Source organism: Cellulomonas sp. CW35, assembly GCF_052378485.1.
Taxonomy (GTDB): Bacteria; Actinomycetota; Actinomycetes; order Actinomycetales; family Cellulomonadaceae; genus Cellulomonas; species Cellulomonas uda.
In genome coordinates this window covers 3,389,336-3,403,480 of the sequence record NZ_CP199000.1, presented here as the reverse complement: position 1 = coordinate 3,403,480, position 14,145 = coordinate 3,389,336, and the positions used below count along the sequence as shown (strand labels likewise).

Annotated in this window: 15 protein-coding genes and 2 pseudogenes; 9 read left to right on the top strand and 8 right to left on the bottom strand. The window is 70.5% G+C overall.

The genetic code is table 11. The features are described 5' to 3' along the window. Positions 1-25 precede the first annotated feature (25 nt). On the top strand, positions 26-256 hold the full coding sequence (locus tag ACT17Q_RS15505; RefSeq protein ID WP_444663562.1) for a LuxR C-terminal-related transcriptional regulator: 231 nt from the start codon (positions 26-28) through the stop codon (positions 254-256). Here ACT17Q_RS15505 and ACT17Q_RS15500 read toward each other — a convergent pair. After that, positions 187-669, bottom strand: coding sequence for an ATP-binding protein (locus ACT17Q_RS15500; RefSeq protein ID WP_444663560.1), 483 nt, complete (start codon positions 667-669; stop codon positions 187-189). The genes ACT17Q_RS15505 and ACT17Q_RS15500 overlap by 70 nt on opposite strands. Before the next feature lie 3 nt (positions 670-672). After that, a pseudogene (locus ACT17Q_RS15495) lies at positions 673-1,080 on the bottom strand (Mu transposase domain-containing protein); the annotation flags it as partial. A gap of 74 nt (positions 1,081-1,154) precedes the next feature. Between ACT17Q_RS15495 and istA (ACT17Q_RS15490) the strand changes: the two are divergent. Together istA (ACT17Q_RS15490) and istB are read left to right on the top strand one after the other, a co-directional pair. Next, complete coding sequence (gene istA, locus ACT17Q_RS15490; RefSeq protein WP_444663558.1) at positions 1,155-2,405, top strand: IS21 family transposase; 1,251 nt, start codon at positions 1,155-1,157, stop codon at positions 2,403-2,405. Further along, positions 2,402-3,160, top strand: coding sequence for an IS21-like element helper ATPase IstB (gene istB, locus ACT17Q_RS15485; RefSeq protein WP_094180903.1), 759 nt, complete (start codon positions 2,402-2,404; stop codon positions 3,158-3,160). The genes istA (ACT17Q_RS15490) and istB overlap by 4 nt, the downstream gene beginning before the upstream one ends. Here istB and istA (ACT17Q_RS15480) read toward each other — a convergent pair. Beyond that, on the bottom strand, positions 3,127-4,107 hold the full coding sequence (gene istA / locus ACT17Q_RS15480; protein WP_444663556.1) for an IS21 family transposase: 981 nt from the start codon (positions 4,105-4,107) through the stop codon (positions 3,127-3,129). The two genes, istB and istA (ACT17Q_RS15480), sit on opposite strands and share 34 nt — an antisense overlap. A gap of 102 nt (positions 4,108-4,209) precedes the next feature. On the opposite strand from istA (ACT17Q_RS15480), the gene ACT17Q_RS15475 reads away from it, so the two are divergent. After that, complete coding sequence (locus ACT17Q_RS15475) at positions 4,210-4,635, top strand: glycosyltransferase (RefSeq protein WP_444663554.1); 426 nt, start codon at positions 4,210-4,212, stop codon at positions 4,633-4,635. A gap of 19 nt (positions 4,636-4,654) precedes the next feature. Here ACT17Q_RS15475 and ACT17Q_RS15470 read toward each other — a convergent pair whose 3' ends face one another. After that, a complete protein-coding gene (locus ACT17Q_RS15470) occupies positions 4,655-5,260 on the bottom strand; it encodes a TetR/AcrR family transcriptional regulator (protein WP_444663552.1) in 606 nt (201 codons plus the stop codon). Between the two features lie 305 nt (positions 5,261-5,565). On the opposite strand from ACT17Q_RS15470, the pseudogene ACT17Q_RS15465 reads away from it, so the two are divergent. Then, positions 5,566-7,158 (top strand): annotated as a pseudogene (locus ACT17Q_RS15465) (MFS transporter). Positions 7,159-7,407: 249 nt separating this feature from the next. Then, positions 7,408-8,460 carry a phosphatase PAP2 family protein gene (locus ACT17Q_RS15460; protein WP_444663550.1) on the top strand — a complete coding sequence of 351 codons (1,053 nt, stop codon included), beginning with the start codon at positions 7,408-7,410 and terminating at the stop codon, positions 8,458-8,460. On the opposite strand, the gene ACT17Q_RS15455 is transcribed toward ACT17Q_RS15460, so the two are convergent. From ACT17Q_RS15455 to ACT17Q_RS15445, 3 genes are all read right to left on the bottom strand, one after another. Continuing rightward, positions 8,457-8,618 (bottom strand): hypothetical protein, encoded by a 162-nt coding sequence (locus ACT17Q_RS15455; protein ID WP_444663549.1) that lies wholly within the window; start codon positions 8,616-8,618, stop codon positions 8,457-8,459. The genes ACT17Q_RS15460 and ACT17Q_RS15455 overlap by 4 nt on opposite strands. A 62-nt stretch (positions 8,619-8,680) precedes the next feature. Then, positions 8,681-9,145 (bottom strand): hypothetical protein, encoded by a 465-nt coding sequence (locus tag ACT17Q_RS15450; RefSeq protein WP_444663548.1) that lies wholly within the window; start codon positions 9,143-9,145, stop codon positions 8,681-8,683. After that, the gene (locus tag ACT17Q_RS15445; protein ID WP_444663546.1) at positions 9,142-10,185 is read right to left on the bottom strand and encodes a ParA family protein; all 1,044 of its coding nucleotides are present in this window, start codon (positions 10,183-10,185) and stop codon (positions 9,142-9,144) included. The genes ACT17Q_RS15450 and ACT17Q_RS15445 overlap by 4 nt, the downstream gene beginning before the upstream one ends. Before the next feature lie 289 nt (positions 10,186-10,474). On the opposite strand from ACT17Q_RS15445, the gene ACT17Q_RS15440 reads away from it, so the two are divergent. Continuing rightward, a protein-coding gene (locus tag ACT17Q_RS15440; RefSeq protein ID WP_094180236.1) for an IS3 family transposase occupies positions 10,475-11,664 on the top strand; the annotation gives its coding sequence in 2 pieces (ribosomal slippage) (positions 10,475-10,753 and positions 10,756-11,664; 1,188 coding nt in all). A 109-nt stretch (positions 11,665-11,773) separates the two neighbouring features. On the opposite strand, the gene ACT17Q_RS15435 is transcribed toward ACT17Q_RS15440, so the two are convergent. Then, positions 11,774-12,157, bottom strand: a complete 384-nt coding sequence (locus ACT17Q_RS15435; RefSeq protein ID WP_444663544.1) for an ArsR/SmtB family transcription factor — start codon at positions 12,155-12,157, stop codon at positions 11,774-11,776. 62 nt (positions 12,158-12,219) lie between these two features. Between ACT17Q_RS15435 and ACT17Q_RS15430 the strand changes: the two genes are divergently transcribed. Both ACT17Q_RS15430 and ACT17Q_RS15425 read left to right on the top strand, forming a co-directional pair. Continuing rightward, on the top strand, positions 12,220-13,626 hold the full coding sequence (locus tag ACT17Q_RS15430; RefSeq protein ID WP_444663542.1) for an FAD-dependent oxidoreductase: 1,407 nt from the start codon (positions 12,220-12,222) through the stop codon (positions 13,624-13,626). Continuing rightward, positions 13,623-14,129 carry a GNAT family N-acetyltransferase gene (locus tag ACT17Q_RS15425; protein ID WP_444663540.1) on the top strand — a complete coding sequence of 169 codons (507 nt, stop codon included), beginning with the start codon at positions 13,623-13,625 and terminating at the stop codon, positions 14,127-14,129. Before ACT17Q_RS15430 ends, ACT17Q_RS15425 begins: the two co-directional genes overlap by 4 nt. Positions 14,130-14,145: the final 16 nt, after the last annotated feature.

The window sequence follows — 14,145 nt, the reverse complement described above, 5'->3', positions numbered from 1 at the left end:
GGCCGTGCACCGATCGGAGGACAGAATGAGCATGCTCGAGACCACCGCCCCCCTCACGGGTGCGGAGACTCTCACCCGGCGTGAGCGCGTCGTGCTCGCGGAGCTCGCCGAGGACGTCACCCTCGAGGAGATCGCGACCCGCCTCTTCGTCACCCGCAACACCGTCAAGTCGCAGGTCCGCAGCGTCTACCGCAAGATCGGCGTCTCGACGCGGTCCGAGGCGGTCTCGTGGGCGGTGACGCACGGCATCCGCTGAGACCCGCACCCGTACCGCGCCGCTCGACGACGAACGGCAGTCCCCGCCGCTGGGGGCGTGCCGAGCAGCACGACGTTCTCGGCCTTGGGCACGAACGTCGCGGTCGCCAGGTGCGCGAGCACGTCCTTGCGCAGGGAGGGCAGGTGCTCGAGGTTGAAGTCCTCGAGGGTCTTGATCGCGGGGAAGTGCGCGGTGCGGATGCGCATCGTGGTGCCGGCGGACTCCCGGTCGGCGACCTGGCGTTCCAGGACCGCGGCGAGGTACTCCTCGTGCGACCAGTTCGCCTCGCGCGCGGTTGCGGCCAACGACTCCCAGGTCCGCCCGATCGTGGGGGTCTTGAGCACGCGGGTCAGGTAGGCGAGCTTGGAGTCCAGCCCGTCCGGGACCGGCCTGCTCTTCGTGGTGGTGGTCATCTACTACGTCCCGTCGGCGATCGTCTGGCTGTCTCCCGCCGCTGATCGAGGGCGGGCGTCGAAGTCGACGCCGAACAGGGCGTCGTAGTCCGGCAGAGCGCGCAGCGCCACGACGTGCCCGTCGGCGTGCTCACGCGTGAGGCGCTGCTGGCGCCGGGCAGCCAGGTCCGCGCGCAGCGCCTTCGCGGTCGCCCGGTGGGCCGGGTCGGTGATGGTCGCGCCGGAGGCCCAGCAGCGGGCGTGCTCGGCCACGACCTGCCCGGCGCAGCTCGCGGTGACCCGGTGCAGGTCGGCGCGCACGTCGACGAACCGGCCGATCACGCGCGGGTCGACCGAATAGTCGTTGGCGTCCAGGCGCACGTAGTAGTCCCGCCCGAGCCGGATCCGATGATGCAGCCCGACGGTCGGCGCGTGTCGATGCCGCGTGAAGACTGACCCCCTGGCGCCGAGCGAATGTTGACCCCCCTTCGCTGAAGAGTGGAGGAGTGATCACTGTGGAGGACTGGGCTGAGATCCGTCGGCTGCATCGAGCTGAGGGGTTGGGGATCAAGACGATCGCGCGCCGGTTGGGTATCGCGCGGAACACGGTGCGGGTCGCGTTGGCCGCGCACGAGCCGCCGAAGTACCACCGCAAGCCTGCGGGTTCGGCGGTCGATGCGTTCGAGCCGGCGATCCGGGAGTTGCTCGGGCAGTTCCCGGACATGCCCGCGACGGTGATCGGTGAGCGGGTCGGGTGGACGGGCTCGTCTTCGGTGCTGCGGGCCCGGGTCGCGTTGCTGCGCCCGTTGTTCCGCGGCGCGGACCCCGCCGACCGCACGACGTATGCGGCCGGGCATATCGTGCAGTGCGACCTGTGGTTCCCGGCCAAGGTGATCCCCGACGGGGCCGGGGCGTGGATCGCGCCGCCGGTGCTGACGATGGTCGCGGCGTACTCCCGGTTCGTGATGGCGGTCATGCTGCCCTCGCGGCTGTCGGGGGACCTGCTGGCCGGGATGTGGCAGCTGCTGGCCGGTCTGGGTGCGGTGCCCAAGACGCTGGTCTGGGACAACGAGGCGGGCATCGGTCAGCACAAGCGCCTGACGTTGCCCGCCCGGACGTTCGCCGGGACGTTGGGGACGCGGATCTATCAGACCGCGGCCCGGGACCCGGAGGCCAAGGGCGTCGTCGAGCGAGCCAACCAGTACTTGCAGACCTCGTTCATGCCCGGGCGCTCGTTCACCGGCGGCGTCGACTTCAACGCCCAGCTCGCGGCGTGGCTGCCGCGCGCGAACGAGCGCAAGGTGCGGGCCACCGGCGCCCGCCCGGTCGACCTGCTCGGCGCGGACCTCGCCGCGATGGGGGCCCTGCCACCGGTCGCGCCGACGAGCGCCCCACCGCTGCGGGTGCGCCTGGCGCGGGACTACTACGTGCGGGTCGCGGGCAACGACTACTCGGTGGACCCGCAGGTCATCGGCCGGTTCGTGGACATCCATCCCGGGCTGGACCGGGTCATGGTCACGTACGCGGGGCAGGTCGTGGCCGACCACGCCCGGTCCTGGGCGTCCCGGCAGGTCATCACCGACCCCGCGCACGTCGCCGCCGCCGCTGAGCTGCGGACCGCGTTCAAGGACCGCTGCGCCGCGACCCGCGGCCCCGTCACCGCGACGGACGTGGGCTTGCGGGAGTTGAGCGACTACGACGAGATGTTCGCGTTGCCCGTCCCCGCCCCGCGCCCGAACCTGCAGGTCGTGCGGTGAGCGCCACCGGCAAGGACACCGCCGGGCAGATCACGTTCTGCGCCCGTGAGCTCAAGACCCCCGTGATCGCCGACACGTTCGCGACCCTCGGCGACCAGGCCCGCACCGAGGGCTGGACCCACGAGGAATACCTCGCCGCCGTCCTGGGCCGCCAGGTCGCCTCCCGAACCGCGAACGGCACCCGGATGCGGATCTCGGCCGCGCACTTCCCCGCAGTCAAGACCCTGGAGGACTTCACCTTCGAACACCTGCCGGCCGCACCCCGGGACGTGATCGCGCACCTGGCCACGACCACGTTCGTGGCACGCCGAGAGAACGTCGTGCTGCTCGGGCCACCCGGGACCGGCAAGACCCACCTCGCGATCGCGATGGGCATCAAAGCCGCCGAAGCCGCGTTCCCCGTCGCGTTCGACTCCGCGAACGGCTGGCTGACCCGCCTGAGCGACGCCCACGAGCGCGGCAACCTCGAGCGCGAGCTACGCCGCCTGAACCGCTACCGGCTACTGATCATCGACGAGGTCGGCTACCTGCCGTTCGACCCAGCCGCAGCCGCCCTGTTCTTCCAGCTCATCGCGTCCCGCTACGAGACCGGGTCCGTGATCGTGACCTCGAACCTGCCCTTCTCCCGCTGGGGCGAGACCCTCGGCGACGACGTCGTCGCAGCCGCGACCATCGACCGCCTCGTCCATCACGCCCACGTCATCCCCCTGGACGGTGACTCCTACCGCACACGCGCCCACCGCAAGACCAAGTAGTCAAGACCATCAGGGGGGTCAAAGTTCAACCAGCACCAGGGGGTCAAGATTCGCCCGGCGTTGACAGGCGCGATCGGCGGCAACGTGACCATCGCGGCCCGATCGGCGTCCCAGCGGTCCAGCGGCCGCGCGCCGCCCAGGGCGCGCAGCGGCCGGGTCGCGGCCCGCGCCGGCAGCCACGCGCTGATCTGCGTGGTGAAGTCGCCCGGGGAGGTGAACGTGCGCCCGGGCAGGAACGAGGTCTCGAAGAACCCGTTGCGCCGCTCGACCAGCCCCTTGAACTCCGGATCACGCGGCGGGGCCAGGCGTAGCCGGACGCCGAGGGTCCCGACGAACGAGGTCGCCTCCAGGGTCGGCTTGCCGGACCCGCCGATCGCGGCCTCCCGGTCCCAGACCAACGTGCGCGGGCAGGCATCCCAGCCGGCGACGATCTGCCACATCCCGGCCAGGATGTCCCCGGCCTTGCGACTCGGGATCATCACCGCCGAGGTCATCCGCGAGTACCCGCACGTCATCGCCAGCACCGGCAGCACCCGCGCGGCGCCGCCACCGACCGGGACAGGCACCGGCGGAAACCACAGATCGCACTGCGCAACCCCGCCCGCCTCGTACTCGACCCGGTCGGACGGGTCCGGCGGCACGAACAACGGCCGCAGCTGCGCGACCCTCACCTTGAGCACCGTCATCGACCGCGTCCAGCCGATCCGCTCGGCGATCACCGTCGCGGGCATCCTCGCGTCCAACGCCAGCTCACGGCGGATCGCCGCCTCGAACGCGTCGACCGCCGACCCTGCCGCGGGCCGGGAGTACCGCGGCGGCTCGGCCGAGGCCAGCGCCTTGGCGACCGTGTTCCGAGAGATCCCCAGACGCCGCGCGATCGCCGCCTGCGACAACCGCTCTGACCTGTGCAGCCGACGAATCTCGGCCCAGTCCTCCACGCTGATCACCCCACAGCAGTACCGCGGGCTGCTCACGATTCACCCGTCGACTACCGCCCAGTCTTCAGCCGTCGTCGACAGGGGCCCACCGAGGAAGACCTGTGGAACGCCGTGATCCTCGTGCCGCCCGCGGTGTGTGCACTGGAGGAGGTGTACGCGGTGACCGGAACCGGCCCGAATGTCCTGGTGACCGACCGGTTCGTTCCCGCACTGGCGGCCAGTCGACTCGCCGACGTGCTGGTCGGCCACGGCGGTCAGGGCACGGTACAGACCACCATGGCCGCCGGAACGCCCCTGATCGGAGTCGGCACGGTCCTGGAACAGCAGGTCAACCTCGAACACGTGATGGACGCCGGGGCGGGCCTGCGGATCCAACAACACCGCTGGTGCGCCCCGGTGATCCGACGTGCGGTGCGCACCGTCCTGGCGGACCCGGCCTACCGCCGCAACGCCCAGGCGATGGCCACCGCGATCGGGGACATGGACGGCGCGGGCACCGCCGCCCAGCGGATCTGGGAGTTCCTGTGCGCAGGCTGAAGGCGGTCGGGGCGCCTCCTCAGTGCGCCCTGCGGGGCCGCGGGCTGTTGGCGACCGTGCCCCTGGGGCCATCGACGGCCGCGATCGATCGGGGCCGACCGGTGGGCCCCTGCATCGCCGCGTGCAGGCCGGGAGCAGCAAAGCGCACCAGGTCCTCCACCGGCATGGACGCGACGGGCTCGACCACCAGCAGGTAACGCACCAGGATCAACCCCGCGAGCTGGGCGCCGAACGCGGCGGCCCGGGCGGTGGCGTCCAGGCCACCGAACCGCTCGGCGAGCTGGTGGACCATCTCGGTCTGCACCACCTCGCGCAGCAGGCGCACCAGGTCCGGCTCGTGTGCCGCCGCGTTGATCATCAAGCGCAGTGGTTCCCCCTGCACCGGGTCGTCCCAGGCGGTGACCAAGGTGCGCAGCACCCGTTCGGGCAGGGTGGCCAGGTCACCGGCAATCGCCGCGCGCAAGGCCTCGGGAGGGTTGGCCGTCAACGCCAACGCGGCCCCGAACAGGCCCTTCTTGGACCCGAAGTAGTAACTCACCAGGGCCGCGTCCACCCCCGCCTCGGCGGCCACCGCCCGCATGCGCAGACCCTGGTACCCCTGGTCCAGCAGGTGGCGGCGCGCCACGGCCAGGATCTGGGCCCGGGTGTCTGGACTACCGGTACGCCGACCGCGTCGCGGACTATTCATCACCACCGGACCCCCACACCGCACCGCGGGGCCCTCCCGGTACCGCTCTGACCCGCAATAGCCCGATGACCTCGGCCCAAGACCCCCATGGAACGTCCCAGGAGGGTGGTTCGTCCCGGGGCGAGCGGGCGCCACCCCTGCATCTGAGGGTCTCTCCGCGCACCGGAATTCATCATGCTTGAAATGTAGCCGGCGACCCTGCCACCTTCAATTCGCCAAGGGTGAAATACAGGGAGGCAGTCATGGCCAGCTCGCCCGCCACACACCGCGCGCCCACCGCGGCTACCCGACCTATCGGACCGGCCGTCCTGCCGGTGATCATGTTCGCATTGGCGGCGGTGGTCTCCGCCGTGCCCGCGCTCAACCTCGCCACCCCCTCGATCGCTGCGGACCTGGGCGCTACCCAGACCCAGATCGCCTGGGTGGCGGACTGCTACGCCCTGGTCTTCGCCGCGCTCTTGTTGCCGGCCGGTGCCATCGGTGACCGCTACGGACGCCGCCGAGCCCTGATCGCCGGTCTGGTCATCTTCGTGGCCGGGGCCGGGGTCGCCATGACGGTCAACGAGGTCGAACACCTCATCGCCGTCCAAGGGATCCTGGGAGTGGGCGCGGCCCTGGTGATGCCCGCGACCCTGTCCACCATCACCAGCACCTTCCCGCCCGAACGACGCGTACGCGCGGTGGGCACCTGGGCCGGCGTCTCCGGGGCCAGCGCCATGCTCGGCCTGCTGGCCGCCGGGGTCCTGCTGGAGTTCTGGTCCTGGCGTTCGGTGTTCGCCTTCAACATCGCCCTGGGCCTGGTGGCCCTGGTGGGCACGGTGCGGTTCATCCCCGAGTCCGCTGACCCCACCGCGCCGAGCCTGGACATCATCGGTGCCCTGGTCTCCGTGGCCGGTCTGGGCGTCCTGGTGTACTCGATCATCGAAGCCCCCACCCAGGGCTGGGACTCCACACGCACCCTGGGCGGCCTGGGCGCGGGCATCGTGATCCTGGCCATCTTCGTCATCTGGGAACTCACCCGCGACGAGCCCCTCCTGGACCCGCGGCTGTTCAAGCTGCGCGGTTTCAGCGCCGGGACCTTGACGGTGACGTGGCAGTTCTTCGGTTTCTTCGGCTTCGTGTTCCTGATCGTGTAGTACCTGCAACTCGTCGAAGGCAAGAGCGCCCTGAAGGCGGCCCTGGCCGTCTTGCCCATGGCCGTCGTTCTGATGCCCGCCTCCCGGGTCATCGCCCCGCGCGCCGCCGGCAAGCTCGGGGCCACACCGGTCATGGTCACCGGTCTGCTCCTGGTGGCCACCGGGTTCGCCGTGCTGGCCCAGTTGGACACCGACAGCCCCTACGGTGTGTTGATCGGTGGCCTGCTGCCCCTGGGATTCGGGATGGGCCTGGCCATGACCCCAGCGACCAGTGCCATCACCGACGCGCTGCCCGCGGCCAAACAGGGCGTGGGCTCGGCCATGAACGACCTGGCCCGCCAACTCGGCGCCGCCCTGGGCATCGCGGTCCTGGGCAGCATCATGCAGTCGGTCTACCGCGACCAACTGCCCGTGAGCGGGTTCCCCGCGCAGATGCCCGCCGCGAACATCGACAAGATCCGCGACTCCCTCGGCGCGTCCACCCACATGGCCTCCCAGGTGCCCGCGCCCATGAGGGCTACCGCCGCGCGCATCGCCACCCAGGCCCAGAGCGCCTTCACCGAGGGCCTGCACACCGCCCTGCTGTGGGCCACCGGAGTCCTGCTGGTCACCGCGGTCATGGTCACCGCAGTCATGACGATCAAGGCAGGGCGCCGAGAGGACCTCACCCCCGTGGACGCCACGCCACAGGAGGTCTGAGACCGGTTGGGCCCGGCCGCTCCCCCCGGCCGGGCCCAACCACCCTCCCCATGCACGGCGTGCGAGACCGGAGGCGAACCAACGCCACCGCACCCACACACCACCCCGAGGGACCCGACCAGGTGCGCTGGTCGGCCCACCATGACTGCGCTGCCAAGCGCCACCACCGAGCACGTGGGGGTGATACAGGTGAGGACCTCCCAGCCCCAGCAGCACGCACGAGCCTCCTGGCGTGGTACCTCCAGCCCCGTGGCGATCAGGCGTGGCCATGTGGTTCTTCAGGGCGCCTCGCCCCTCGCCCCCGCACCGAGTGTCCACACGCCGTCGGTGTGGAAAGAGTTGTCGCTGCTGGTCGCCCTGTACGTCGGCTACACCGCCAGCCGTCAGCTGGCCAGCGACAACCGGGCCTCGGCGATACGCCACGCCATGGACATCGTCGATCTGCAACGCGTCCTGCACCTGAACGTGGAGCTGGCGTGCAACCAGGCCCTGGCCGCGGTTCCCGTCCTGGCTGTGATCGCGGCCTACTGGTACGCCCTCCTGCACTACCTCATCACTCCGGTCGTGTTGTTCGCCGTGGCCCGACGACGTCCCCAGGACTACCGTCGCCTGCGCAACGCCCTGGTCCTGGCCACCATCGCGGCCCTGATCTGTTACCTGGCCTACCCCGTGGCTCCCCCGCGCTTCATGCCCGGCTACGTCGACACCCTGCGCGAGACCGCCCGATGGGGATGGTGGAGCGCTCAGGCCTCCGCGCCCCGAGGGTTCGGGCAGCTGAGCAACCAGCTCGCGGCCATGCCCTCCATGCACGTGGGCTGGGCCGTGTGGTGCGCACTGGCCCTGCGCCGCCTGGTGCCCGGACGCCGTGGATTGTGGGTCCACGCCTATCCCGTACTGACCACCGTGGTCGTCGTGGTCACCGCGAACCACTGGCTGCTGGACGCAGTGTGCGGAGCGGTACTCGTGTATGCGGCCGTGTCCGTGACACGGCTGCGCAGGAACCGAAGAACACGAGGACATGACCTGTCGGCCAGGAAGCCGCCAGGAACGGTCAATGGCAACGATCTTCAGCGTAGTCAGGCCCACACGACCTGGAAGCCGGCCCTCTCCAGACCCATCCGGGCGAGGCCAATGCCGGCGAAGAACTCGAGCACCTTGGGCCTGACGGAGGGCAGCGAGACGACGTTCGACATGGGTGCCACACTACTGACGCTAGGGCGCCGCCCGGGGACCCTCCCGGCGTGCCTGTCGGATGCTGTGCGTCACGTAGGACCACCTCACCGGCCGCTGGTGTGGGGCTAGATCCCGTTGGTCCACTCGTGGTCGGGGACGTTGCCCACCACGAAGTGCTCATCACCGCAGATCGCACAGGAGTCGTCGTCTGATCCGAAGTGCCCGTGGGGGTCGATCTCGTCGGCGTCGGCTTCCTCGCCGCAGACTGGACAGGCTTCACTCGCCATCGTTCTCCTCCTAGTGGAGCTGGGTGTCTAGTGTCACGCCCCGCGACGCGTCCGGGGCGCGGCTACGCGTCTCGGAATGCCGAGCCCTTTGCGACCCGACTGGTGACCTTCTCCACGATCCGGTCGACGACTCGCGAGGAGTCCTTCCACTTCATCGCCAGTCGGTCGTGGTCCATCCCGTGTTGAGCCACGATGTCGCGCAGCTGCTCTAGTTCGAGGGCGAGGAGCTGCTCGCGGAGGCGCGACTCGCCCCCGTCCGCGTACACCGCGAAGGGGTCGATCGGCCCGGGTGCGCGACGCGCAGGACGGCGCGCCCGGGGCTGACCTGTCGAGGCCTCGGCTGGCTGGGTGAAGGCCGCCTGGATTGCGTTGGCGAACCGAGGCGTGCGAGCGGCTTCCGCGGCCACCGCCGTCGCGAGAGCCGCGATACCGACCGCCAGGTCAGGGCGTGTCGCGCCAAGAGCAAGCACTGCATCGCCGAGTTGCTGTGCCGCGCCGGCCACGTCCGAGTGTCGCTCTGTGCTCACGCCAGGTCCTCGACGGCCTCGATGAACTCCTCGGTCAGCGCGCGGAACGCCTCGAAGCCGCCTTGGTAGGCGTACTTCTGCCGGAGGGTCGAGATGGTGGTGTGCTCAACCGATGCGGCGATCGCGTTGCCCTCGGGGATGCGCGTGTCGAACACGATCGGGAGGTTCGGGTCGTCCTCAAGCCGCTCGATGGTGGTCTCGTGCACGTTGGTGCCCTTGCGGTACTTCGTGATGACGATGCCAACCTCGGCGATCGACTCGCTCAGGCTGTCGGCGAACGCCTTGACGCGGGACTGGATCTGCGGGATGCCGTACGTCGAGAGCACGTCAGGGATGGTCGGGATGATGTACCCGTCAGAGATGCGCAACCCGTTGAGGGTGACGATCCCAAGGTTGGGCGGGCAGTCGATCAGAACGTAGTCGTAGCCATCCAGGATCGGCTTCACTGCGCGGCGCAGCAGGTCGGTCGGATTGTTGGAGAAGAACCGACCCGGCGGCAGCGTTCCCAGGCGGTCCTGCACGTCGATGAGGTCCAGCGACGACGGCAGCAGGTCCACGTTGCGCACGGCCTCGACCGGCGACGCCGACCGCTGAAGCGACTTCTCAAGGTCGAACTTAGGGGCCTCGCTGTCACCGGCCAGGGCATCGGTGAACAGCGTCGCGAGGGTGTGCCCCGCGTCGTTGAGGTCGCGCCACCGCTGCTCCCCGATCAGGACCGTTGTCGCGTTGGTCTGAGGATCGAGGTCGACCACGAGCACTCGCTTGCCGAACTCGGCAGACAGCATCTCGGCCAGAGCGACGGTGGTCGTCGTCTTCCCGACGCCACCCTTGAGGTTGATCGTTGAAATCACGTGTGCCATTGGGCGTCCTCTTCTCCGTAGGTACTTGACGATGGCGTCCCGGTCGAACACCGGGCCGCTGCGGAGCTCGCTGACGGGCTGAGGGAAGCGTCGGTCGCGGGTCCGCCAGTTCGACACAACGGTCGTCTTGGTGTTGGCGAGAGCTGCGACCTCGGCCAGCCCAACCAGTTCGATGTCCATGCTCCCCCGGGGTGTGAACGTCATCCACACCGGATGACGTGCGCCAGTGTGAACGACGTTCACGCCTGCCGTCAAGACCCTGGCTTGGCGATGCGGTCCGGCGCGACCGCCCCAGGGGCTGAGACCTCTGCGCGGCGCGCCCAACCGCAAACGATCGATTTCGGGCGACGTGCGCCGGGCCCCGGCCGCATCCACCACATACGTCGCCCGGTTCTTTCGAGGGGGTCTGCCCCGAGTTTGGTTGACACCTGACCTGTGAGGATCTGGTCCTCGCTGGAAGGATGTCCCCGTGGCGAAGCCGTATCCCAAGGAGTTCCGTGATGACGTCGTGGCCGTGGCCCGCAAGGGGCAGGTGCCGCTGACGCAGATCGCGAAGGACTTCGGTATCTCCGAAGGGTCGTTGTCGAACTGGATGAAGCAGGCCGATGTCGAGGACGGTCGCCGGTCCGGGCCGACGCAGGCCGAGCGCGCCGAGTTGCGTGAGGCGCGCAGGCGGATCCGGGTGTTGGAGCAGGAGAACGAGGTCCTGCGTCGCGCGGCCGCCTACCTGGCGCAGGCGGGTCTGCCGGGAAAATAGTCTTCCCGCTCGTCCGTGAGATGGCCGCGGCCGGCGCCCGAGTGCGGGTGCCGGTCGCGGTGGCGTGCCGGGTCCTGGGCCTGTCGACCCAGGGGTACTACAAGTGGCTCAAGGACCCCGTGTCTCGGCGGGATTGGGACGACGCGCACGTCCTGGACGCGATCTACGAGATCCATGGCGACGACGCGACGCTCGGCTACCGGTTCATCACCGACGAACTGGCCGACGAGCACGCGATCAGCGTCGGGGAGAACCGGGTGCACCGGCTGTGCCGGCTCGCCGGCATCACCGCGAGCCACCACAAGAGACGGTCCAAGGCCGGATCGAGCGGTCCCGCGCCGCACGACGACCTGCTCGCCGTGGTCGACGAGCATGGCGTGGTCCGTCACGAGTTCGTCGCGGACGCCCCGGACAAGGTGTGGCTGTGGGACATCTCGGAACACCCCACCGCCGAGGGCAAGCTCTACATCTGCGCGATCAAGGACGTCTACTCGAACAAGATCGTCGGGTACTCCATCGACTCGCGCATGAAGTCGTCCCTGGCGCGGGCGGCGATGCGCAACGCGATCGCGCTGCGCTCACCGGCCGGCACGGTGTGTCATTCGGACCGAGGCGGCCAGTTCCGTGCGAAGGCGACCCAGCGGCTGCTGGCGAACAACGGCCTGGTCGGGTCGATGGGCCGCTCCTACGGCGCGGGCGACAACGCGAGCATGGAGAGCTTCTTCTCCCTGCTGCAGAAGAACGTCCTGAACACCCGCCGCTGGCACACCCGCGACGACCTGCGCCTGGCGATCGTGACCTGGATCGAGACCAAGTACAACCGCCGACGACGCCAACGCGCCCTCGGCAAGCTCACGCCCGTCGAGTTTGAGATGATCTACACGGCCGCAGACGCGGCCTGACTACCGCAAACCCCGAGTGTCAACCAGACCGGGGGCAGACCCAGGTATCGGTTGGTTCCGGTTCCGGTCCGGGGTTTCGGGGGATCGAGCCAGACCGCAGACGTTGTTGCTATCCCACCGCGGCGTCGAGTCTGTGCGCGATGTGATCGAGGGCGCCGGGCACCAGGGAGTAGTACGCCCATCGTCCGCGCTGCTCGCGGGTGAGCAGGCCGGCGTCGACGAGGATCTTGAGGTGGTGGCTGACGGTCGGCTGGGCGAGGCCGACGGGCTCGGTCAGGTCGCACACGCACGCCTCGCGGTCCTGGTGGGCCGCGACGATCGAGAGCAGCTGGACGCGGGTGGGGTCGCTGAGCGCCTTGAACACCCGCGCGAGCTCGCGTGCCGTCTCCGGCTCGGCCGCTGCCCGGGTCAGCGGTGCGCAGCACGTGCCGGTCGACGGCGGCGTGGCGAGCGGCAGCGGTGTTGCGGTCATGGCAGCCATCTTGCCACGCATCGACGGTTGTGGATACGTTGCTCGGCGTCACCTATCGACGTACTTCAATGCGAGGAGTGGTCATGGCCGAGGTCGTGCGTGAGGAGCTGCCGGTCGTCGTGATCGGTGCCGGGCCGGTGGGGTTGGCGGCGGCGGCGCACCTGCTGGAGCGGGGGCTGGAGCCGCTGGTGCTCGAGGCGGGCGAGCGTGCGGGGGCGGCCGTGGCGTCGTGGGGGCACGTGCGGTTGTTCTCGCCGTGGCGCTATGACGTCGACGCGGCTGCTCGTCGGCTGCTGGAGCCGACCGGGTGGGTAGCGCCGGACGCGGACGCGCTCCCGACGGGTGCGGACCTGGTGTGCGACTACCTGGCTCCGCTGGCGGGTGTGCCGGCGATCGCCTCGCGGCTGCGCACGGGCACCCGGGTGCTGGCGGTGGCGCGTGACGGTGCGGACAAGACCCGCACCCTGGGTCGGGAGCGTCGCGGGTACCGGTTGCGGACCGTGACCCCGGACGGGCAGGTGCAGGACGTGCTGGCGCGGGCGGTGATCGACGCGTCCGGCACGTACGCGACGTCGAACCCGCTGGGTGCCAGCGGCCTGCCGGCGGTCGGGGAGCGCCAGGCAGCGGCCTTCGTGACCGGGCCGCTGCCCGACGTGCTCGGTGCGCAGCGGGAGCGGTTCGCCGGGCGGCACACCCTCGTGGTGGGCATGGGGCACTCGGCGGCGAACACCCTGCTGAGCCTGGTGGAGCTGGCCGAGTCCGCGCCGGGTACGACGATCACGTGGGCGATCCGCGCCGGCTCGGCGCGGCGGCTGTTCGGCGGGGGTGCGGCCGATGAGCTGCCCGCGCGCGGGCTGCTCGGTACCCGGCTGAGGGACGCCGTCGAGGCGGGCCGGCTGACGCTGGTGACCCGGGTGTCGATCGAGCAGCTCGTGCCGACCGGGGACGGCGTGCGGGTGCTGGGCCGCGCGCGCGAGGAGGCGCTGGACCTGCAGGTGCACGCGATCGTGAACGCGACCGGGTTCCGTCCCGACCTGGACATGCTGCGTGAGGTGCGCCTGGACCTGGACCCGGTGGTGGAGTCCCCGGCGCGGCTGGCCGAGCTGATCGACCCGAACTTCCACTCCTGCGGGACGGTGCCCCCGCACGGGGAGACGCTGCTGTCCCACCCGGACGACGGGTTCTACCTGGTCGGGATGAAGTCCTACGGGCGCGCCCCGACGTTCCTGCTCGCCACCGGGTACGAGCAGGTCCGCTCGATCGCCGCGGCGCTGGCCGGGGACCGCGCCGGTGCGGACGCGGTCGAGCTCGAGCTGCCCGAGACCGGGGTGTGCTCGACCGATCTCGACGCCGACGGCGGCTCGTGCTGCGGCAGCGCACCCGAGCCGCAGCTGGTCACCCTGGGGATCGGGGCGCCGGCGAGCATCGGCTTCGCCACCGGTGTCGTGCACGGCCGCTCGGGCGACCAGCCGGGGAACGGCACCGAGTGAGCGTGCAGGTGCGCGCCGCGACCAGTGGCGACGTCGCGGGGCTCGCGCGGATCTACGACCACTACGTGGCCACGTCGACCGCGACGTTCGAGCTCGACCCGCCCGGTGAGGCGGTGTGGCGGGACAAGCTCGGCGCCGTCACCGGCGCGGGGTGGCCGTTCCTGGTCGCGCTGCTGGACGGGCAGGTGGCGGGGTTCGCGTACGTTGGTCCGTGGCGGCCGCGGCCGGCGTACGCGCACACGGTCGAGGACACGATCTACCTCGACCCGGCGGCGACCGGGCGCGGTATCGGCACCCGCCTGCTCGCCTCGGTCCTGGAGCAGGCTGCGGCGGCCGGCGCTCGGGAGGTGATCGCGGTGGTCGCGGACGGGGACACCGCGGCCTCGCTGGCGCTGCACCGGCGCGCCGGGTTCGACCCGGCGGGGCGCTTGGAGCGGGTGGGTCGCAAGTTCGACCGGTGGCTGGGCACGACGCTGCTGCAGAAGACCCTGGCCGGCGGGTGAACGCCACGCGGCCCGG

What these genes read in the sequence shown, in the direction of transcription:
- ACT17Q_RS15505 (WP_444663562.1), top strand. Translation starts at nt 26, where the DNA reads ATGAGCATGCTCGAGACCACCGCCCCCCTCACGGGTGCGGAGACTCTC.
- ACT17Q_RS15500 (WP_444663560.1), bottom strand. Translation starts at nt 669, where the DNA reads ATGACCACCACCACGAAGAGCAGGCCGGTCCCGGACGGGCTGGACTCC.
- ACT17Q_RS15455 (WP_444663549.1), bottom strand. Translation starts at nt 8,618, where the DNA reads ATGGCGAGTGAAGCCTGTCCAGTCTGCGGCGAGGAAGCCGACGCCGAC.
- ACT17Q_RS15445 (WP_444663546.1), bottom strand. Translation starts at nt 10,185, where the DNA reads ATGGACATCGAACTGGTTGGGCTGGCCGAGGTCGCAGCTCTCGCCAAC.
- ACT17Q_RS15435 (WP_444663544.1), bottom strand. Translation starts at nt 12,157, where the DNA reads ATGCGTGGCAAGATGGCTGCCATGACCGCAACACCGCTGCCGCTCGCC.
- ACT17Q_RS15430 (WP_444663542.1), top strand. Translation starts at nt 12,220, where the DNA reads ATGGCCGAGGTCGTGCGTGAGGAGCTGCCGGTCGTCGTGATCGGTGCC.